General features: G+C 58.5%; 16 protein-coding genes. 9 read left to right on the forward strand and 7 right to left on the reverse strand.

Annotation, left to right across the window (positions count from 1 at the left end; translation table 11 throughout):
* Both D6877_RS25305 and glnK read right to left on the reverse strand, forming a co-directional pair.
* Positions 1-1,054: ammonium transporter (locus tag D6877_RS25305; RefSeq protein WP_130912484.1), on the reverse strand; the 1,054-nt coding region annotated here is incomplete at its 3' end.
* A gap of 37 nt (positions 1,055-1,091) precedes the next feature.
* Positions 1,092-1,430, reverse strand: coding sequence for a P-II family nitrogen regulator (gene glnK, locus D6877_RS25310; RefSeq protein ID WP_002555808.1), 339 nt, complete (start codon positions 1,428-1,430; stop codon positions 1,092-1,094).
* Between the two features lie 394 nt (positions 1,431-1,824).
* Between glnK and D6877_RS25315 the strand changes: the two genes are divergently transcribed.
* The 3 genes from D6877_RS25315 (at position 1,825) to D6877_RS25325 (ending at position 4,993) form a co-directional block, all read left to right on the forward strand.
* Positions 1,825-2,085, forward strand: a complete 261-nt coding sequence (locus D6877_RS25315; RefSeq protein ID WP_007920416.1) for an accessory factor UbiK family protein — start codon at positions 1,825-1,827, stop codon at positions 2,083-2,085.
* A gap of 272 nt (positions 2,086-2,357) precedes the next feature.
* Complete coding sequence (locus D6877_RS25320) at positions 2,358-2,903, forward strand: N-acetyltransferase (protein WP_347233439.1); 546 nt, start codon at positions 2,358-2,360, stop codon at positions 2,901-2,903.
* Between the two features lie 596 nt (positions 2,904-3,499).
* A complete protein-coding gene (locus D6877_RS25325) occupies positions 3,500-4,993 on the forward strand; it encodes a YifB family Mg chelatase-like AAA ATPase (RefSeq protein ID WP_130912474.1) in 1,494 nt (497 codons plus the stop codon).
* Here D6877_RS25325 and D6877_RS25330 read toward each other — a convergent pair.
* The 3 genes from D6877_RS25330 to D6877_RS25340 form a co-directional block, all read right to left on the reverse strand.
* Complete coding sequence (locus D6877_RS25330) at positions 4,990-6,204, reverse strand: aldose 1-epimerase family protein (protein WP_130912475.1); 1,215 nt, start codon at positions 6,202-6,204, stop codon at positions 4,990-4,992. The genes D6877_RS25325 and D6877_RS25330 overlap by 4 nt on opposite strands.
* 195 nt (positions 6,205-6,399) lie before the next feature.
* Positions 6,400-8,376 (reverse strand): methyl-accepting chemotaxis protein, encoded by a 1,977-nt coding sequence (locus D6877_RS25335; RefSeq protein WP_016772578.1) that lies wholly within the window; start codon positions 8,374-8,376, stop codon positions 6,400-6,402.
* A 187-nt stretch (positions 8,377-8,563) separates the two neighbouring features.
* The gene (locus D6877_RS25340; RefSeq protein WP_024014781.1) at positions 8,564-9,484 is read right to left on the reverse strand and encodes a LysR substrate-binding domain-containing protein; all 921 of its coding nucleotides are present in this window, start codon (positions 9,482-9,484) and stop codon (positions 8,564-8,566) included.
* Between the two features lie 159 nt (positions 9,485-9,643).
* Between D6877_RS25340 and D6877_RS25345 the strand changes: the two genes are divergently transcribed.
* Positions 9,644-11,038 carry a NorM family multidrug efflux MATE transporter gene (locus tag D6877_RS25345; RefSeq protein WP_130912476.1) on the forward strand — a complete coding sequence of 465 codons (1,395 nt, stop codon included), beginning with the start codon at positions 9,644-9,646 and terminating at the stop codon, positions 11,036-11,038.
* A gap of 78 nt (positions 11,039-11,116) precedes the next feature.
* On the opposite strand, the gene D6877_RS25350 is transcribed toward D6877_RS25345, so the two are convergent.
* On the reverse strand, positions 11,117-12,787 hold the full coding sequence (locus D6877_RS25350) for a bifunctional diguanylate cyclase/phosphodiesterase (RefSeq protein WP_073470929.1): 1,671 nt from the start codon (positions 12,785-12,787) through the stop codon (positions 11,117-11,119).
* A gap of 272 nt (positions 12,788-13,059) precedes the next feature.
* Here D6877_RS25350 and rep point away from each other — a divergent pair, with 272 nt between their 5' ends.
* Both rep and D6877_RS25360 read left to right on the forward strand, forming a co-directional pair.
* The gene (gene rep / locus D6877_RS25355) at positions 13,060-15,069 is read left to right on the forward strand and encodes a DNA helicase Rep (RefSeq protein WP_130912477.1); all 2,010 of its coding nucleotides are present in this window, start codon (positions 13,060-13,062) and stop codon (positions 15,067-15,069) included.
* A gap of 57 nt (positions 15,070-15,126) precedes the next feature.
* On the forward strand, positions 15,127-15,699 hold the full coding sequence (locus D6877_RS25360) for a xanthine phosphoribosyltransferase (protein WP_130912478.1): 573 nt from the start codon (positions 15,127-15,129) through the stop codon (positions 15,697-15,699).
* A 132-nt stretch (positions 15,700-15,831) separates the two neighbouring features.
* Here the strand turns inward: D6877_RS25360 and D6877_RS25365 are convergent, their stop codons facing one another.
* Positions 15,832-17,754, reverse strand: coding sequence for an acetyl-CoA hydrolase/transferase C-terminal domain-containing protein (locus D6877_RS25365; RefSeq protein WP_130912479.1), 1,923 nt, complete (start codon positions 17,752-17,754; stop codon positions 15,832-15,834).
* Positions 17,755-18,058: 304 nt separating this feature from the next.
* Here D6877_RS25365 and D6877_RS25370 point away from each other — a divergent pair, with 304 nt between their 5' ends.
* From D6877_RS25370 to D6877_RS25380, 3 genes are all read left to right on the forward strand, one after another.
* Complete coding sequence (locus D6877_RS25370; protein ID WP_130912480.1) at positions 18,059-18,937, forward strand: ABC transporter transmembrane domain-containing protein; 879 nt, start codon at positions 18,059-18,061, stop codon at positions 18,935-18,937.
* An 81-nt stretch (positions 18,938-19,018) separates the two neighbouring features.
* Entirely contained in the window at positions 19,019-19,822 is an 804-nt protein-coding gene (locus tag D6877_RS25375; protein ID WP_130912481.1) for an ABC transporter ATP-binding protein, read from the forward strand.
* Positions 19,815-20,534, forward strand: a complete 720-nt coding sequence (locus D6877_RS25380; RefSeq protein WP_130912482.1) for an AAA family ATPase — start codon at positions 19,815-19,817, stop codon at positions 20,532-20,534. Before D6877_RS25375 ends, D6877_RS25380 begins: the two co-directional genes overlap by 8 nt.
* The last annotated feature ends 103 nt before the right edge of the window (positions 20,535-20,637 follow it).

Raw genomic sequence — 20,637 nt, forward strand, 5'->3', positions numbered from 1 at the left:
AGTCGTCATAGCCGAGTTTGCGTTTCAGGGTGGTGGCGCAGAAGAAGCACACCACACCTGCAGCCAGACCGATCACCAGTGCCCCCATCGGGCCCACGGTGCCAGCGGCCGGAGTGATCGCGACCAGACCGGCGACCACACCCGAAGCAATGCCCAGCGCGCTTGGCTTGCCGTGGGTGACCCACTCAGCAAACATCCAGCCCAGTGCCGCAGCGGCAGTGGCGATCTGGGTAACCAGCATGGCCATACCGGCAGTGCCGTTGGCAGCGGCAGCGGAACCGGCGTTGAAGCCGAACCAGCCGACCCACAGCATCGCCGCGCCCATCAGCGTGTAGCCGAGGTTATGCGGAGCCATTGGTGTGGTCGGGAAGCCTTTGCGCTTGCCCAGTACCAGGCACGCGACCAGACCGGCGATACCGGCGTTGATGTGCACCACGGTGCCGCCAGCGAAGTCGAGCACGCCCCAGTCCCACATCAGGCCGCCGTTACCGGACCAGACCATGTGCGCGATCGGTGCATAAACCAGCGTGAACCAGATGCCCATGAAGATCAGCATCGCGGAGAACTTCATGCGCTCGGCGAACGCACCGACGATCAGCGCCGGGGTGATGATCGCGAAGGTCATCTGAAAGGTAATGAACACAGCCTCAGGGAACAGCGCCGCCGGGCCGGTAATGCTCGAAGGCGTGACACCGGCGAGGAACGCCTTGCCCATGCCACCGAAGAACGAATTGAAGTTGACGACGCCCTGCTCCATGCCGGTGGTGTCGAAGGCAATGCTGTAGCCATAAATGACCCACAGGATGCTGATCAGACCGGTAATGGCGAAGCACTGCATCATCACGGAAAGAATGTTTTTCGACCGGACCATGCCGCCGTAGAACAGCGCGAGGCCGGGAATGGTCATGAACAGCACCAAGGCTGTAGAGGTCAACATCCAGGCAGTGTCGCCAGAGTTGAGGACCGGGGCCGCCACTTCGTCTGCCGCCAAAGCAAGGCTGGGCATTACGATAGACAACAGGGCTCCTAGCCCTGCGAATTTACGCAGAGTCATATTGTTTTCTCCTGGGGCGTTGGGTTTGTGGCGGCGCTTAGATCGCGTCGGTATCGGTTTCGCCGGTACGGATGCGGATCGCCTGTTCCAGATTGACCACGAAGATCTTGCCGTCACCGATCTTGCCGGTGTTGGCCGCTTTGGTTATCGCCTCGATAACCCGATCCAGATCCTTGTCGTCGATGGCCACGTCGATTTTCACCTTGGGCAGAAAATCGACCACATATTCCGCGCCGCGATACAGCTCGGTGTGACCCTTCTGCCGGCCGAAGCCTTTGACTTCAGTGACGGTAATGCCCTGCACGCCGATTTCGGACAGCGACTCGCGCACGTCGTCCAACTTGAACGGCTTGATGATGGCAGTGACTAGCTTCATGAAACTCTCTCCCGAATTGGTGGACTTGCCCCAGGAAAACAAACCCGTCTCAAGTCTAAGCGCAGTGCCTGGCTTTGTAACGCATCGTTGACGCCAGCTAACCGCATCAGACGAAACTCCCCGCTTCGTCTGCCGCACTGCATTCGTCACAGCGACTGCATCAGTGCATGGGTCGAGGGTGACTAAGCAGAAACCTTGCCAGCTCGGCAAAAACCCTGCATTTCAATCTCTTGGCCCCTGTTGCACGCGCTCGGGCAGAAAAGCTTTTGCCGATACGCACAACAACGGTGCGCCACCGTCCGTCCCCCTGCGCGAAAAGCGTGCATCCGTGCAACGGGATTGACTATAGACACTGCGTGATACACTGCCGGCCATTGTTTCCAGGACATTTCCCATGCTCGCGCCCAAAGACTTCCTCGACGCCCTGAGCGGCACCGCCTCCCGCCTGTTCAGCGGCGATACCCCGCTGCCGAAAGCCGAAATCGAAAGCCAGTTCAAAATGCTGCTGCAAAGTGCCTTCAGCAAACTCGATCTGGTCAGCCGGGAAGAGTTTGATAGTCAGATGGTGGTGTTGGCTCGCACGCGGGCACGGCTTGAGAGTCTTGAAGCCAAAGTCGCCGAGATGGAAGCGAAGCTGACACCGCCCGCGGAATAATCCGCTGCTATCCCCTGTGGGAGCAGCTAGCCTGCTAGCGACTGAAGGTCGGCACAACCTTCAGCTTCATGTGTATGAATTAGCGCAGGCTGCGATCTTTTGATGCACAGCCCTGCAACAATCCCCACTGAAATGACCTTTTTGTGTCTTCGTTCCCCACCCTGCTCCGAAATCCTCCACTCACAGAAGTAACGTCCTACAAAACGCGTCCGCCACGTCTGATTTCGCTGCCCCCTCTCTGCTGGCTATCTTCTGCGACCAGATCCAAACAGATGAAAACAATGAGAAGAAAAGGCAAAGCAACGGATCTTCGTAACCAGACATTCAGATCAAATTCGCGAAAGATCGCCTACAAATTCTTTCTCAAGGACATTGCCCCGAGAATCCCAAATATTGATGCAGCAGCGGTCAAGTTTGAGCCAATTACCCCAGCAGCGATAAAGCAATACTTTCTCTGGGAGGGGCCAACAATTTTCCCTTGGGATGACGTTGCAGACTGGAAAAGTAAAGATGCGAAAGGTCTGGATTTGGCGATATGGTACAAACAGATTCTTTGCGGCATGTCCTATGCGACCCCGCGCGCAAGCTCTATCTGCTTAAAGATTGTTTTGTTGGAAGGGCATCCGGATAGCGCGCACCCGCTTCGCGGCAGGATCGCGCCGATTGCTCTGCTTGTCGCAGATCACTATGCGCGAGCGCTAGGATGCAAAGAAATCGAGATCCAGGATCCTGATCCGAATGTTGTTTTTTACTACCGGAAACTGGGGTTCGAGTTCGACCACACCAACCGGCTTGTCATTTCTGTGAACGGTCAATAACATCGAAATCAACAACCCAATCGCACGAGGTGCGTATGAGCCCAAAAAAGCGAAAGGAAAAGCTTCTTCAGATTGTTGAACTACATCTCGAAGCACTCCGGTTGGCTGGGGACATGTCAGCCAACCAACGGCGATTTATTGAAGTTGCTGTTACGTGTGGGCCAGAGCTTGAGCCAAGCGGCCCGCTGGCCGGTAGAAGATCCTGAGTCAAAAATAAAAAGGCGTCCATAGGACGCCTTTATTGTGTTTGGAGGAGTAGTCGCAGCGATTCTTTAGCTCCTGGCTTCGCCGCCATGGGTTCAGAATCCGACGAGTCGGCCCGTCGTCACTACTTCAGAGAAACCAGCTTTCTCTGCTGCCAAAAATGCGGGGGAGCTTTTACTGGTGCCCAGTCCCGACGAATGCGCAGTTGCAGTCCTCGAGCGGGAGGATCCGTCAATGCCGGGCGAGAGTCAACGCTTCAATTCAGGCAAACAGTGACAGCCAATCGGGTCTGGATACGTCTTGTAAACCTCTATTTCAGCACTGAAGCCCGGCTCAACTACCCTTCAAAAACCCGCAGGAAGCGGCTCCCCGATTCAGCTCAAGGAACGACCATGTCCCTCTCCATTGTCCACAGTCGCGCCCAGATTGGCGTGGAAGCCCCCGCTGTCACCGTCGAAGTCCATCTGGCCAACGGTCTGCCGTCGCTGACCATGGTCGGCCTGCCTGAAGCGGCGGTGAAGGAGAGCAAGGATCGGGTGCGCAGCGCGATCATCAATTCCGGGCTGCAATTTCCGGCGCGGCGGATCACCTTGAATCTTGCGCCGGCGGATCTGCCCAAGGATGGCGGGCGCTTCGATCTGGCAATTGCCTTGGGGATCTTGTCGGCCAGTGTGCAAGTGCCGTGTCTGACGCTGGACGATGTGGAATGTCTGGGTGAGTTGGCGCTGTCTGGCGCCGTGCGACCGGTGCGTGGCGTGCTGCCGGCGGCACTGGCGGCGCGCAAGGCCGGGAGGGCGTTGGTGGTGCCACGGGCGAATGCGGAAGAGGCGTGTCTGGCATCCGGGCTGAAGGTGTTTGCGGTCGATCACTTGCTGGAGGCGGTGGCCCATTTCAACGGGCACACGCCGGTGGAGCCTTACGTTTCCGACGGCTTGATGCATGCCGCCAAACCCTATCCCGACCTCAATGAGGTGCAGGGGCAGACAGCCGCCAAACGCGCACTGCTGATTGCCGCAGCGGGGGCGCATAACCTGCTGTTCAGTGGGCCACCGGGAACCGGCAAGACGCTGCTGGCCAGTCGTCTGCCAGGATTACTGCCGCCGCTTTCCGAGTGTGAAGCGCTGGAAGTGGCAGCGATTCAATCGGTCGCCAGTGGTGTGCCTCTGACTCATTGGCCGCAACGCCCCTTCCGCCAACCGCATCACTCCGCTTCCGGACCGGCGCTGGTCGGTGGCAGTTCAAAGCCGCAACCCGGCGAAATCACCCTCGCCCATCACGGCGTGCTGTTTCTAGATGAATTGCCAGAGTTTGATCGCAAGGTTCTCGAGGTGCTGCGCGAGCCGCTGGAATCCGGGCATATCGTCATTGCTCGGGCCAAGGATCGCGTACGTTTCCCCGCGCGGTTTCAATTGGTGGCAGCGATGAATCCGTGTCCCTGTGGATATCTTGGCGAACCCAGTGGCAAATGCTCGTGCACACCGGACATGGTCCAGCGCTATCGCAACAAGCTCTCAGGGCCGCTACTCGACCGGATCGATCTGCACCTGACCGTGGCGCGTGAAGCGACCGCATTGAATCCGGCAGCCAAGCCCGGCGAGGACAGCGCCAGCGCTGCGGCGTTGGTCGCCGAAGCGCGGGAACGCCAGCAGAAACGTCAGGGCTGTGCCAATGCGTTTCTCGATCTGCCGGGGCTGAAGCATCACTGCAAGTTATCCACAGCCGATGAAAAATGGCTTGAAGCGGCCTGCGAGCGACTGATCCTGTCGCTGCGCTCGGCGCATCGCCTGCTCAAGGTCGCGCGCACGCTGGCGGATCTTGAACAGGCCGATGCGATTACCCGCGAGCATCTGGCCGAGGCACTGCAATACCGGCCGGCGATACCTTAATGCTCAGTCAGATCAACCAGCGGTGCCTGGCGCACTTCGGTGTCGCGCCCGGCCTGGATATCGGTCACGCGCTTCAACGCGTTATCCACCGCAGCTTTGTCGGCCAGCAGGCTGTAGCTGATCTGGAACTGTTTATGTTCTTTCGGCGCAATGGTCGGCACCAGATTCAACGGCCGCTGATAGCGACGGTTGTAGGAAAAACTGGTTCCCGGCTCCAGCCCGGTGACGTAGCCCTGCCCTTGGGTGTCGGTGTTTTTCCACAGCGAAAAAACTGGCAGTTGCTGAGTATTGAAGCCAACGGATACGCCGAGGCTACCGGCCTTGTTGTGCAGCACGGTCAAGGTATCTCCTTTGGCGTCCGCATACGGCACGACGTTGTAGACAGTTTCGTCGTAGTCCTTGGTTGGCCCGCGATAGGTCTGCCAGTCGGGCAGGTCACCCTTGGCCTTCTCGTTGAACGGCGACACCTGCTTCACCGGCGCAGCGAATTTCGCTCCTTGCTCAAGAAACGGCGTGCTGAAGTTGCTGTGATACAGCGCCTGGTATTCCTTTGGATAGTCGCCGTTGTTGGTCAGAGTGTCGTTGAGGGCAAAGCGTGCACTGCCCGGTTCGGTGACCAGTTCGGTCGCTACCGAGAAATCGACTTTCTTGAATGCCTGCTCTTTCAACTCGCCACGCAGCGTGATGGCATACGGCGGCTTCTCGTCGATGTGCAAAGTGACGGTGCTGGCCGGGATGTTGGCGGCGCGACCGTGCAAGGTCAGCAATTCGCCGTTGTCCATGCCGGGATGGCCAACCCACTCATAACCGCAACGGGTCACCAGCTCATTGAAGCCTTCGAGCCAGCCCAGGCCACCGCGACCGTTGAGTTCGATGAACGCCGGGTTGACCACGTCCTTGACCGGCGAATCCCAGCCCATCCGCACGTCGCCCACCGAAGCCTGCAACACATTCATGCCACGGGTCGGCACGACCGACAGCTTCATCGTGCCGTTATCGATATCGACAATGCTGACGCCCTCCTGACGACCGCCATGCAGGGTACGCAGGGTCACGGAAAACGGTTTGGCGGTTTTTACGCCGAGTTGTTCACTGGTGATCGTCCAGTTTTTTGCCGGAGTGTTGGCGTCGAGCAGGACATAGTCCCAAGCCATGGCATGAGAAGCGGCAGACAATGCGCCGAGTGCGACGAGGAGTTTGAGCGGGGTCATGGCAGCAGCCTTTATTGGAGTTGTGCCATTTTTATAGCGCTGCGGAAACGTTTCAGCAAGTCCAAAGAAGCGGTGGCAGAAAAGCATTCGCGAGCAGGCTCGCTCCCACAGGGATTTCGGGCCTTCACAATATTTGTGAATTACGCCGACTACTGTGGGAGCGAGCCTGCTCGCGATAGCTGTTTCAAAGATGCATCAACGGAAGCGATCAACCTCGGAACGCAGATCCGCCGCGAGCTTCTCCAGCTCTTTCGCGGTGACAGCCAGGTTCGAGACAACCTCGCGCTGCTCGCTGTTGGCCAAGGCGATGCTCTGCAAGTTGCTGCTCAGCAACGTTGCAGTGCTGCTTTGTTCCTGAGTGGCGGTGGTGATCGCGGCGAACTGCTGGCCTGCCGAACGGCTCTGCTCATCGATCCGCGCCAGTGCCGAGGCGACATTGGCGTTGCGCGACAGGCCTTCCTGCATCAGCACATTGCCCTGCTCCATGGTGCTGATCGCGTTGCCGGTTTCCTGTTGGATGCTGTGGATCATGCTGGAGATTTCATCGGTCGCCTGGCGGGTACGCGAGGCGAGGCTGCGCACTTCGTCCGCGACCACGGCAAAACCGCGACCTTGTTCACCGGCACGCGCGGCTTCGATGGCAGCGTTGAGTGCCAACAGGTTGGTCTGCTCGGCGATCGAAGTGATCACGCCGACAATCCCACCGATTTCCTGCGAGCGCTGCCCCAGCGTGTTGATCACGCTGGCGGTGCTGTTCAGCGCGCCAGCGATCTGCTCCAGCGACGACGACGCTTCTTCCATCGAGCTGCGGCCAATCTGGGTCTGCTGCGCGTTTTCCTGCGCCAGGCGCTGGGTCGCGCCCATGTTGTCGGCAATGTTCAGCGAGGTGGCGCTGAACTCTTCCACGGCGCCGGCCATGCTGGTGATTTCGCCCGACTGTTGCTCCATGCCCTCATACGCACCACCGGACAAACCGGACAGCGCCTGCGCACGGCTGTTGACCTCTTCCGAAGCGCGGCGGATGTGCTCGACCATGGTCGACAGCGCCTGGCTCATCTGGTTGAACGCGCGGGACAGCTGACCGATTTCATCGTGGCTCGATACGTTCAGCCGTACGCTCAGATCACCCGCGCCCAAGGCTTCGGCCTGACGCACCAGATCGCCCAGCGGTGCGAGTTTGCTGCGCAGCAGCCAGACCACGGAACCGACCGCGAGCAACATCGCCAGCAGGCTGCCGATCGCCAGTTGCGTACCGACGCTCCAGGTCACCGCGCGGATCTCGGCTTTCGGCATGCTCGCCACCACCGACCACGGGCCACCTTCGAACGGCACGGCGATGCTGTAGAAGTCCTCACCCTTGTCGCTCCAGAATTCACCCTTGCCCGGGGTTTTCACCAGGTTGTTGATGGTCGGGGCGGCTTGATCCAGGTTTTCGACGCCGGCAATCGGCACCAGCCATTTGTTCTGCTCGTCGAGCAGCGCCAGCGAGCCTGTCTTGCCAATGCGGAAGCGCTTGAGATTGGCGAACTGCGCGTTCTGCGCATCGGTGTAATCGAAGCCTACGTACAACACGGCGATGATCTTGCCGCCCGCATCGCGCACCGGTGTGTACTGCGACATGTAGTAGCGCTCGAACAGCAACGAGCGGCCGACATAACTCTGCCCCGCCATCAACTTCGCGTACGCCGGGTTGGCGTGGTCGAGCACAGTGCCGATGGCACGGGTGCCGTCCTGCTTGCTGACGTTGGTGCTGACGCGAATGAAGTCTTCGCCGCTGCGCACGAATACCGTGGCCACGCCGGCGGTCATCTGCTTGAACTCGTCAACTTCCTTGAAGTTGTTGTTCAGCACCTCGTTGCCCAGATGCAGGCCCGGGGTCTGCACGCCGGCCACGGTCACTGGCTGATCCGGGTGCACACTCAAACCACTGCCGAAGCGTTTTTCGAACAGCCCGCTCAAACGCAGGGTGCTTTCGCGCAGCGTACCGTGAAAGGTGCTCAGTTGATCGGCCAGCAGCCGGGCCTCACTGGCCAGATGCTCTTCACGGGTGGCGAGGTTGGCGGAATCCAGCGAACGCAAGGCGAACACCGTACTGCCGCTGATGACTATCGCCAGTATCACAGCAAGGGCAAGGCCCAGCTGCGAGGCGATCCGAGCACGAGGTTGAGACATGAACAGCTCCTGGCCGAGCCACCGAATCCTCCTTGATCGCGGTAATTGCCCGGAAAATATTCTAATAATGGGGGTAGCGCGGAACCGGCACGACGGTTCCACATGCTCGTAGTCGGCGGAAAATCCGAATACTTGAGCGGATTGCGTGGGTATGGCGCAGTAGTGGCATTGTGCCGGCTCGAACGTTTCAGCTCAAGCGCTCTACCGCCGGCAATTGCATGGCGCGGACTTCGCCTTGGAGAAAATCGCTGAGGCGGCGCAAACGTTCACCTCCCGGACGCGGTTTCGGCCACACCAGGTAATAATTCAGGCCACTGGCGACGGCGGTTGGCCATGGCAGGCTCAAGCGCCCTTGCGCGACATCTTCGGCGACCATCAACAGATCACCCATCGAAACGCCGTAGCCGCGCGCCGCGGCGATCATGCCCAGTTCCAGCGTATCGAACACTTGTCCGCCCTTGAGCGAGACCTGATCGGACAGGCCCATGCGCTCCAGCCAACTGCGCCAGTCACGGCGATCCGGGGTCGGGTGCAGCAGTTCAGCCGTCGCCAGACGCGCTACATCCCAAGGTTGATCATTGAGCAGGTTCGGCGCGCCGACCGGAATCAATTCCTCGGGAAACAGCAGGCTCGCTTCCCAGTCCGGCGGGAAATGCCCGTCACTGAGCAAAACTGCGCAATCGAATGGTTCGTTGTTGAAGTCCACCGAATCGATATCCATCCATGCGCTGGTCAGTTGCACCTCATTGCCCGGCTGCAAATGGCGGAAGCGACTCAACCGCGCCAGCAGCCAACGCATGGTCAGGGTCGATGGCGCTTTCATGCGCAGGATGTCGTCCTCGGCGCGCAAGGTATTGCAGGCGCGCTCAAGGGCGGCGAAGCCTTCGCGGATACCGGGTAACAGCAGCCGCGCCGATTCGGTCAGTTGCAGGTTGCGCCCGCTGCGATGAAACAGCCGGCAGGCGAAGTGTTCTTCAAGAGTGCGCATGTGCCGACTGACCGCGCTCTGGGTGATCGACAGTTCTTCCGCCGCGCGGGTGAACGAGCTGTGTCGCGCTGCCGCTTCGAATGCGCGCAGGGCATACAACGGCGGAAGGCGTCGGGACATACACAAAGCTCCAATAGCGGGGATACAGCCAATTCGGCAGGACGATTCAGGATGAGTATTAATCATGCAACCCATCCTTTTTATCCCTTTGTGCAAAGCCTGCCAAGCGCCGAGAATCGACGCTCTTCTGCGTTCTCTGATATTTGGGTGGTGATGACCATGCAGCATCCTGTGCGTACCGAACTCTGGGCCATTCTGCGGTTGGCGGGGCCGCTGATCGCTTCGCAGTTGGCGCACATGCTGATGGTGCTGACCGACACCTTGATGATGGCGCGCCTCAGCCCCGAAGCGCTGGCCGGTGGCGGCCTCGGTGCCGCGAGCTACTCGTTCGTGTCGATTTTCTGCATCGGCGTGATTGCAGCGGTCGGCACACTGGTGGCGATCCGTCAGGGTGCCGGCGACATCATCGGTGCCGCGCGCCTGACCCAGGCCGGGTTGTGGCTGGCCTGGCTGATGGCCCTCGGCGCCGGGCTGTTGTTGTGGAACCTCAAACCGGTGTTGCTGCTGTTCGGCCAAACCGAAACCAACGTCAACGCCGCCGGGCAATTTCTCATCGCCCTGCCCTTCGCCCTGCCCGGCTACCTGAGCTTCATGGCCCTGCGCGGTTTTACCAGTGCAATCGGCCGGGCGACGCCAGTGATGGTCATAAGCCTCGCCGGTACGGGGGCCAACTTCCTGCTCAACTACGCGCTGATCACCGGCATGTTCGGCCTGCCGCAACTGGGTCTGACCGGCATTGGTCTGGTCACGGCGATTGTCGCCAACTGCATGGCACTGGCGCTGGCCTGGCATATCCGCCGGCATCCGGCGTATGACGCTTATCCGTTGCGCGCCGGCCTGTCGCGGCCGAACCGGCAATACCTGAAAGAACTGTGGCGTCTGGGCCTGCCGATTGGCGGCACCTATGCGGTGGAAGTCGGGCTGTTTGCCTTTGCCGCGTTGTGCATGGGCACCATGGGCAGTACGCAGATGGGCGCGCATCAAATCGCCCTGCAGATCGTGTCGGTGGCCTTCATGGTCCCGGCCGGGATGTCTTACGCCATCACCATGCGCGTCGGCCAACACTATGGCGCCGGGCAACTGGTCGATGCGCGGATGTCGGGCCGTGTCGGCATCGCCTTCGGCGCCGTGGTGATGCTCGGCTTTGCCCTGGTGTTCTGGCTGTGGCCGAACCAGTTGGTCGGTCTGTTCCTCGACCATAATGATCCGGCGTTTGCCGAAGTGATCCGTCTGGCGGTGAGCCTGTTGGCAGTAGCGGCGTGGTTCGAACTGTTCGACGGCACGCAGACGATTGCCATGGGCTGTATTCGCGGGCTCAAGGATGCCAAGACTACGTTTCTGGTGGGGCTCGCTTGCTATTGGCTGATTGGCGCACCGGCGGCGTGGTGGATGGCGTTTCACCTCAATTGGGGGCCGACGGGCGTCTGGTGGGGTCTGGCGCTGGGGTTGGCCTGCGCGGCGGTGAGCCTGACGCTGGCCTTTGAATGGAAGATGCAGCGGATGATTCGGCGCGAGCCGGTTTCAGAGAGGTTCGAGGCCATCGGCGCGGATTAAGATCAAAAGATCGCAGCCTTCGGCGGCTCCTACAAGGGAACACATTCCAGGGTAGGAGCTGCCGAAGGCTGCGATCTTTTAAATGGCTTCCACCGAAGCCTGCTGACTGGCTCCAAAGGTCAGATACTCCACCAACTCATCCAACGGCAGCGGTCGGCTGATCAGGTAACCCTGCACCTGATCGCAGCCGAACCCGCGCAACAACTCCAGTTGCTCCGGCGTCTCGACCCCTTCCGCGACTACTTCCAGGTGCAGGTTGTGCGCGAGGTTGATCATCGCGTGCACCAGTTTGCGGTTCTCTTCGCGCTGTTCCATGCCGCCGACAAAACTCTTGTCGATCTTCAGCAAGGTGATCGGCAGGCTGTTGAGGTGCACGAACGAGGAAAACCCGGTGCCGAAATCGTCCAGCGAGAAGCGCACACCGAGGCGACCGAGGGCGTCCATGGTCTGTTTGACCAGATCGCTGCGCCGCATCACGGCGGTTTCGGTCAGTTCGAATTCCAGCCACTGCGCCTCGACGCCGCGCTCGGCAATCAGGCGGCTGAGCGTCGGCAGCAACTGGCTGTCCTGAAACTGGCGGAACGACAGGTTGATCGCCATGTGCAGCGCCGGCAGCCCCTGCTCGCGCAAGGCCTGCATATCGCGCAAGGCGCGGGAAATGACCCAGTAGCCCAGCGGCACGATCAGACCGCTCTGCTCGGCCAGCGGCACGAATTCGCTCGGTGGCAACAGACCGCGCTCGCCATGACGCCAGCGCACCAGCGCTTCGAGGCCGACAATCTGGCCGTCTTCAAGATTCAGGCGTGGCTGGTAATGCAGTTCCAGCTCATCGCGGCGCAAAGCCCGGCGCAGTTCGCTTTCGAGGTCGGCCATGCTTCGCGCGTTGCGGTTGATGCGTTCGTTGAAGATATGAAAGGTGCAGCCCTGTGTGCTCTTGGCCTGCTGCATGGCTATATGGGCGTGCCACATCAAAGGATCGGCACCGCCATTGGCGCGGGCGTGGGCGATGCCGAGGCTGGAGCCGATCAGCAGGCTTTCGCCGTCAACCCAATAAGGTTCGGCCAACGCCTCAGTAATGCGTTCGGCCATCCACTCGGCGCGTTGCGGTGCACGGCGGGTATCGATCAGCAGGGCGAATTCATCACTGCCCAGCCGCGCCAGTTGATCACCGGCCTCCAGCTGACTTTTCAGGCGCGCGACAACTTGCAGGATCAAGCGATCGCCGGCCTGATGACCGAGAGCGTCGTTGGCATGGCGGAAGTTGTCGAGATCGAGATGGCCGAGGGCGAGACCGCGGCCGTCGCCTTCGGCAAGGCGCGCGGTGAGCAGAGTCTGGAAGCCCTGACGGTTGGCGATACCGGTCAGCGGGTCCTGTTCGGCCAGGCGCTGAAGAGTGTTTTCCAGCACGCCGCGCTCGCGCACATGGCGCAGGCAGCGCTGGAGCATGCCGGCGTCGAGAGCGTCGAACACCAGCCAGTCGCTGACACCGACCGGCGCGGTGGCCGGTTCGTGCTCCAGCAGCAGAACGGTCGGCAGGCTGCAACGCCCGGGCGCCGGCTGCAACGCCGGCAGAGTCAGTAATACCGCGTGGCGGTTGTCCTCGAACAGGCGGCTGACCGAATCCCAGTTCGGCGCGCTGATCAGCACCGCCGCGCTCCCCATCGGAGCCAGACACTCACGCAACAACGCTGTCCACGCTGGCTCTTCGGCCAGTAGCAGCAAACGCAAGGGTTCGACAGGCGTAGACAAGCTGACTCCCTAGACTCTGCAATGATGTAGGCGGGGCATTATGCCGGTGTGCTGAACAATGACCAATGCGTTGTCTGATGACAACGGCATCGAAACGTTATTTTGTGTCACGAATGAGAACATTAGCCGCAAAATCCCCGCGTATCCTGCGTGAAAGTAACAAAAGCGGCAAATCTGAATCGCGTGCTGCGTCACAAGTCGGACAGAGCAGCAGAAATCGCTGAGCCTGTTAAAATGCCGGCCCATTTCGTCAACGACTCCCGAATTTTCGTATGTCCCGACTCAATCCCCGGCAGCAAGAAGCCGTGAACTACGTCGGCGGCCCTCTATTGGTGCTCGCCGGTGCTGGCTCCGGCAAGACCAGCGTGATCACGCGCAAGATCGCGCACCTGATCCAGAACTGCGGCATCCGCGCCCAGTACATCGTCGCCATGACCTTTACCAACAAGGCCGCGCGCGAGATGAAGGAGCGGGTCGGCACCCTGTTGCGTGCCGGCGAAGGGCGCGGCCTGACCGTCTGCACCTTCCACAACCTGGGCCTGAACATCATCCGCAAGGAGCATGCGCGGCTGGGCTACAAACCCGGTTTCTCGATCTTCGACGAGACCGACGTCAAGGCCCTGATGACTGACATCATGCAGAAGGAATACGCAGGCGACGACGGCGTCGACGAGATCAAGAACATGATCGGCGCCTGGAAAAACGACCTGATCCTGCCCGCCCAGGCCCTGGAAAACGCGCGCAACCCGAAGGAGCAGACCGCCGCCATCGTCTACACCCACTACCAGCGCACGCTCAAGGCGTTCAACGCGGTGGACTTCGATGACCTGATCCTGCTGCCGGTAAAGCTCTTCGAAGAACACGCCGACATTCTCGAAAAGTGGCAGAACAAGGTGCGGTACCTGCTCGTCGACGAATACCAGGACACCAACGCCAGCCAGTACCTGTTGGTGAAGATGCTCATCGGCAAGCGCAACCAGTTCACCGTGGTGGGCGACGATGACCAGTCGATCTACGCTTGGCGTGGCGCGCGCCCGGAAAACCTGATGCTGCTCAAGGACGACTATCCGTCCTTGAAAGTGGTGATGCTGGAGCAGAACTACCGCTCCACCAGCCGCATCCTGCGCTGCGCCAACGTGCTGATCTCGAACAACCCGCACGAATTCGAAAAACAGCTGTGGAGCGAGATGGGCCACGGCGACGAGATCCGCGTGATTCGCTGCCGCAACGAGGACGCCGAAGCCGAGCGCGTGGCCATGGAAATCCTCAGCCTGCACTTGCGCACCGACCGCCCGTACAGCGATTTCGCGATTCTCTATCGCGGCAACTACCAGGCCAAGCTGATCGAATTGAAGCTGCAGCACCATCAGGTGCCGTATCGCCTGAGCGGCGGCAACAGCTTCTTCGGTCGCCAGGAAGTGAAGGACCTGATGGCCTACTTCCGCCTGATCGTCAATCCGGATGACGACAACGCCTTCCTGCGCGTGATCAACGTGCCGCGCCGCGAGATCGGCTCGACCACCCTGGAAAAGCTCGGCAACTACGCCACCGAGCGCAAGATCTCGATGTACGCCGCCACCGACGAAATCGGCCTCGGCGAACATCTCGACAGCCGCTTCACTGATCGCCTGGCGCGCTTCAAGCGCTTCATGGACAAGGTCCGCGAGCAGTGCGCCGGCGAAGATCCGATCTCGGCGCTGCGCAGCATGGTCATGGACATCGACTACGAGAACTGGCTGCGTACCAACAGCTCCAGCGACAAGGCTGCGGACTACCGCATGGGCAACGTCTGGTTCCTGATCGAGGCATTGAAAAACACCCTCGAGAAGGACGAAGAAGGCGAAATGACCGTTGAGGACGCCATCGGCAAACTGGTGCTGCGCGACATGCTCGAGCGCCAGCAGGAAGAAGAGGACGGCGCCGAAGGTGTGCAAATGATGACGCTGCACGCCTCCAAAGGGCTGGAATTTCCCTACGTGTTCATCATGGGCATGGAAGAGGAAATCCTCCCGCACCGCTCCAGCATCGAAGCCGACACCATCGAAGAAGAACGCCGCCTGGCCTACGTGGGCATCACCCGCGCCCGCCAGACCCTGGCATTCACCTTCGCCGCCAAGCGCAAGCAGTACGGCGAGATCATCGACTGCGCGCCGAGCCGCTTCCTCGATGAACTGCCGCCGGACGATCTGGCCTGGGAAGGCAACGACGACACCCCGACTGAAGTCAAAGCCGTGCGTGGCAATAGCGCATTGGCCGACATACGCGCGATGTTAAAGCGCTAGAATCGACTACTTTTTAATCTACCTTCGGCGCCCATCGCGCCAACAGAGGAAGCTGTTGTGGAAGCACTGCACAAAAAAATCCGCGAAGAAGGCATCGTGCTTTCCGATCAGGTCCTGAAAGTCGACGCTTTCCTGAACCACCAGATCGACCCGGCCCTGATGAAGCTGATCGGTGACGAATTCGCCGAGCTGTTCAAGGACTCGGGGATCACCAAGATCGTCACCATCGAAGCCTCGGGCATCGCCCCGGCGATCATGACCGGTCTGAACCTCGGCGTGCCGGTGATCTTCGCCCGCAAGCAACAGTCGCTGACCCTGACTGAAAACCTGCTCTCGGCGACCGTCTACTCGTTCACCAAGAAGACCGAAAGCACCGTGGCCATCTCCCCGCGCCACCTGACCAGCAGCGACCGCGTGCTGATCATCGACGACTTCCTGGCCAACGGTAAGGCCTCGCAAGCGCTGATCTCGATCATCAAACAGGCCGGCGCCACCGTTGCCGGCCTGGGCATCGTCATCGAGAAGTCGTTCCAGGGCGGCCGCGCCGAACTGGACTCGCAGGGCTACCGCGTTGAATCCCTGGCCCGCGTGCAATCGCTGAAGGATGGCGTCGTTACCTTCATCGAGTAACCAGCGGCACCGAGTTACCCCTGTGGGAGCGAGCCTGCTCGCGAATGCATTGTGTCAGTCACCCTGTTGAGTGAATGACACACCGCTTTCGCGAGCAGGCTCGCTCCCACAGTGGGTTCTGGGGGTGGTCAGTTACTGCGCGGTGGCTTTCAGGCCTGTGAGCAGCAGGCGCTGAAACAGGTCTTCTTTCAACCCCTCCGGGTTTGTGAGCTGCATCCGCTCAAGATGTTCCGGGAACGCTGAAGCCTCCGGCGCATCCAGCGCTGCCTTGCCCAATTCCAGAATCTCGGTCAGCTTGAACTTGCTCTTCAGCCAGTTCAGCGCCCGCAGCAGATCCCGTTCAATCGCAGTGAAATCACAGCCCAGCGGATACTCCGGAAACAGGTTCGGATGCCGTGCGGCAATCGCCTGCAAGCGTTGCGGTGTGTTATCGGCAAACCGTGGATCGATACGGAAATCCTTTGGCAGCTTGCCGACTTTCTGCGCCTGCTCGATCAACCCCGGCTGGAACCGAGAATCGCTGATGTTGAGCAGCGCTTCGATCACCGCTGCGTCGGATTTTCCGCGCAGGTCGGCGATGCCGTACTCGGTGACGACGATGTCGCGCAGGTGCCGCGGGATCGTGCAGTGGCCGTAGTCCCAGACGATATTGGAACTGACCTCGCCGCCGGACTCGCGCCAGCTGCGCAGGATCAACATCGATCGCGCGCCCTCCAGCGCATGGCCTTGGGCAACAAAGTTGTACTGGCCGCCAACCCCGCTGAGCACGCGTCCGTCCGCCAATTGATCAGCCACGCCGGCGCCGAGCAGAGTCATGGTGAACACGGTGTTGATGAAGCGCGCATCGATGCGCTGCAAGCGCTTGAGCTCTTCCTGGCCGTACAGCTCGTTGATGTAGCTGATGCGGGTCATGTTGAATTCAAGCAGTTTGCTTTGCGGCAACTCGCGCAGCCGCTCATAAAAACTGCGCGGGCCAAGGAAGAAGCCGCCGTGCACCGAGATACCGTCGGGCTGCGCGGCTTCGTCGAGGGTACCGGCATTGGCCTGCTCCTGGGTCGGCACATCCGGATAGACCTTGCGCCGAATGATCCCGGCATCCGCCAATACCAACAGCCCGTTGACGAACATCTCGCTGCAACCGTAAAGGCCTTTGGCAAATGGCGCGGTGCCGCCCTCGCGCTGGATCAATTGCGCCCATTGGCTGAGGTTGATGTCATCGAGCACCGCCTGATAACCGGCGTTATCGGCCTGCCGCGCGAGTAGCGCAGCAGTCAACGCATCGCCCATCGAGCCGATACCAATTTGCAATGTGCCGCCATCGCGCACCAGCGTACTGGCGTGCAAGCCAATGAAATGATCCTGAAAGCCCACCGGCATGTTCGGCGTGGAAAACAGCGTGCAGCTGTCCTTCTCGTCGATCAGCAGATCAAACGTGTCGATGTCGACTTCCGCATCGCCGGGCATGTACGGCAGATCCGTATGCACCTGGCCGACCAGCACAATGGTCTCCCCCGCCTCGCGGCGCTTGGCGATCCTCGGCAACAGGTCGAGGGTGATGTCCGGGTTGCAGCTCAGGCTTAAGCGATCAGGGTGTTCGCTGCTGCTGGCGAGCAATTGCGCCACCAGATTCAGACCCGCTGCGTTGATGTCGCGAGCGGCATGGCTGTAATTGCTGCTGACGTAATCCTGCTGCGCCGGCGCGCTGTTGAGCAGACTGCCAGGCTGCATGAAAAACTGCTGGATACGGATGTTGGCGGGCAGGCTGTCGCGCTGCAGATCGGCGAGGAAATCGAACTCCGGATAATCACCAAACACCCGCTCTACAAAGGGCTCGATAAAGCGCTTCTGCAAGCCATCGCCCAGATTCGGCCGACCGAGGCACAGCGCGGTATAGATCGTCAGCTGCCGCTCGGGCAGGTCCTTGATGCGCCGGTACAGCGCGTTGACGAAGTGATTCGGCTTGCCCAGCCCCAGCGGCAAGCCCAAGTGGATGTGCGCAGGCAAGCGCGCCAGTACGTCGTCCACCGCCTGTTCGATCGAACACAACTGCACCATCTGAAGCCTCCCGCCCGTTCCGTTGATAGGGGTAGACCGAGATTGCCGGGGAATTACTTCCGGGGGAAGGTGATTGGTGCGAAAAAAGGGCCAAAGTTTCGACTGAGGGCGAATCACCGACTGTTAAGTCGGCAAGACGAACCGCCTCACAAACGCACAACTCTTTTCCTACATCACCTGTAATTCAATCACGCGCAACTACCAGACACGTCTCAATTGTACTTATTGCCTACACAGGTAGCCTTGGAGGCAGGATTCAAAAGCTCTGCAAAAAAGAACCTCTCTCCGGAAGCACTGACCTCTAATGAAAAGCAACCTGATACTCTGCTGCTTTGGTGTAGGCATTGCGATTCTTACAAGCGCATCACCCTATTTGATAGGCAATTCAATCAACCTATACTTGGCAAGTAACAGTTCATATTTATACGCGCTCGCGGGCGCTTCGTTCCTCCTCATCGCCACGCCCCCATTAAAACTGGCAGCCAACATCTATCTACAAAAAACCGCGTCCAAAACAAGATTTATTTTGAAGAAGGCAATCCTGAATCACCTACTAGACAGAAGCTTCGAGCATACGCAAAAACCAGGCGAGCGGATCGAACTGATCGATGGCGACGTTGATGGCTCGATGTATTTGTATCACTCAATTTATCTGGATGTATCGCTGAACTGCAGCATCATTATCGCTGCGCTCCTGGTGACTGCCCACTATCATCCACTTCTGGCACTCGCACCACTTACCGGCGTCGTTTATGCTATTGCGGCATACCTTATAACTCGAAAAAATAGCAACTCACTGTTTGATGAATATATTCAAGAGAACACCTTAACAATAGGCGCCCTCTGTGAACTTTTAGTTAATGCAAAGCCATACACCAACAGGACCAAGGTCGATATAAAAAATATCGAGCGCCTCGCTTTTCGCTCAAGCCTCAAAGCCACAACATTCGAATCAATGTCAGGTACATGTTATCCGATAGCGATAGTGGTCTTATTACTGCTATCGGCCCATCTGCTAAGCGTTGGCGAAGCGACTATAGGCTCAATTTTTGCCTCAGCCATCTATCTTGAACGCGTTCTGAGCCCCACGATGTCACTGATATCCATCTACTACTCGAGCAGAGAGGCATCTTATAGACGTAGCCGAATTCGTAGCTACGAACTGCAGCACGAGGGGCATTGAACTATGTTTATATGCTTGCGAAATAACCTGACCGTTTTTCTGCTTTCGGTTATTTGCCTTACCGTAGCAAGTATATGTCAATTGTTAATACCATTAGTCGTCGCAAAGAGCCTGTCGGCTCTTGCTACTGGCTCCATTAACGCTGAATTTTATTTCACTCTTATCGCTGTTTTTCTAACCAAGCTATCAAGCCAAGCTCTGGGCAGTTCCTTGGCAACGCTCATGGAAGCAAGATCCCGCTTTCTACTTATCAACTTCATTGTGCATGATAAACGCCCCTCTCCATTATGTTCTCGGGTGACATTGATAAAAGAAGACGCGGAAAAAATTGCTTCCGTCATTCATGACACAATCCATCTCATGGGCTCTTGCATTTTGACGGTTTCCGCAGCCTATATTCTGCTCCAGGAAAACATCTATTTCTTCCTGCCCATCGCTTTAATTATTGTGTTGACGTGTGTGCAATTAAGATTTGCCAAGCCTGTAATCCAGCGGTTATATGCAGCAGAAATGTCGAAGGAAGATTTGTACAAAGAGTCGCTTATCAGCGCTTTCAACGTTTCCAGCGATGGCAAGCAAAGTAAAATGCAACTCATCAGAAGCTATGGATATTTGGAGGACACGGTAAGAGCACGCTACAAGTATCTGAAAGCAAGCGCCATACAATCCTTCTGGCCGGAAATGGCTATATCGGCGGGGACGGTATCGGTCATTTTCTTCAGTGCCGCTGCCACGCCGGAATTATTTGGCGAGCGTCTTATTGCCTGTCTCGGTTATATCGGAATTTTTACCATGGCCAGCACGGGTTCGATAAGACTCGGCATAACGATGATTGGCGTGAAGGTATCCGTCGATAGAATCTTCAGAAGGCATCGATATGAATGATCTGTTTATCCAGCAAATACGCCTGAAGCCAGACATGACGGTGGGTGACCGGCTACAAAACCTCTTCCCGCTTGAGCTCAGCAACTCGATAACGGTTTTTATTGGCGAAAATGGTGCTGGGAAATCCACATTACTCGAAGCCATTGCCATCAAGTCAGGCTGCAATCCAGAAGGCGGTGGGAAGAATTTCAATTTCTCGACGGAGAACACGCATTCAAAACTGCACGAAAGCCTGACGCTCTCAAAAGGCTACCGAAGGGAGAAGGACGTTTTTTTCTACAGGGCAGAAACCTTCTACAACTTGAATACTGCAATTCGCAAGCTTGATGCAGAGGCGAGCTTTGATCCCGAAATAAAGACCTATTACGGCGGCGTGGATATGCATTGCCTGTCGCACGGTGAAGCCATGGAGGCGTTGTTTCAACATCGATTCAAAGCCCAAGGTCTGTATGTGCTCGACGAGCCGGAAGCATCGTTATCCCCGTTGAGGCAATTGGTTTTTATCAACCGGATAATGGAGCTGTCGCGCGGCGGCGCGCAGTTCATCATCGCTACTCACTCTCCCCTCATCATGTCGATCCCGGGATGTGATCTTAGGCAGATATCAGGAGGGCGCTGCGAGCAAATAGCGCCTGAAGATACCGATGCTTACGCCGTGTACAAAGCGGTGCTCAATTCTGCCGGCGCCTACATCACGAAAAACATGCAGTGAGATTGCAGGCGCAAAAAAACCGTCCGAAGACGGTTTTTTCAAAGCCGCCGCTGATTACAGACCGGACATCTCTTTGATCGCACCCTTGAGCTCTTCATCGGAG

The sequence above is a fragment of the Pseudomonas sp. Sample_9 genome (assembly GCF_004307535.1).
GTDB lineage: Bacteria > Pseudomonadota > Gammaproteobacteria > Pseudomonadales > Pseudomonadaceae > Aquipseudomonas > Aquipseudomonas mercuritolerans.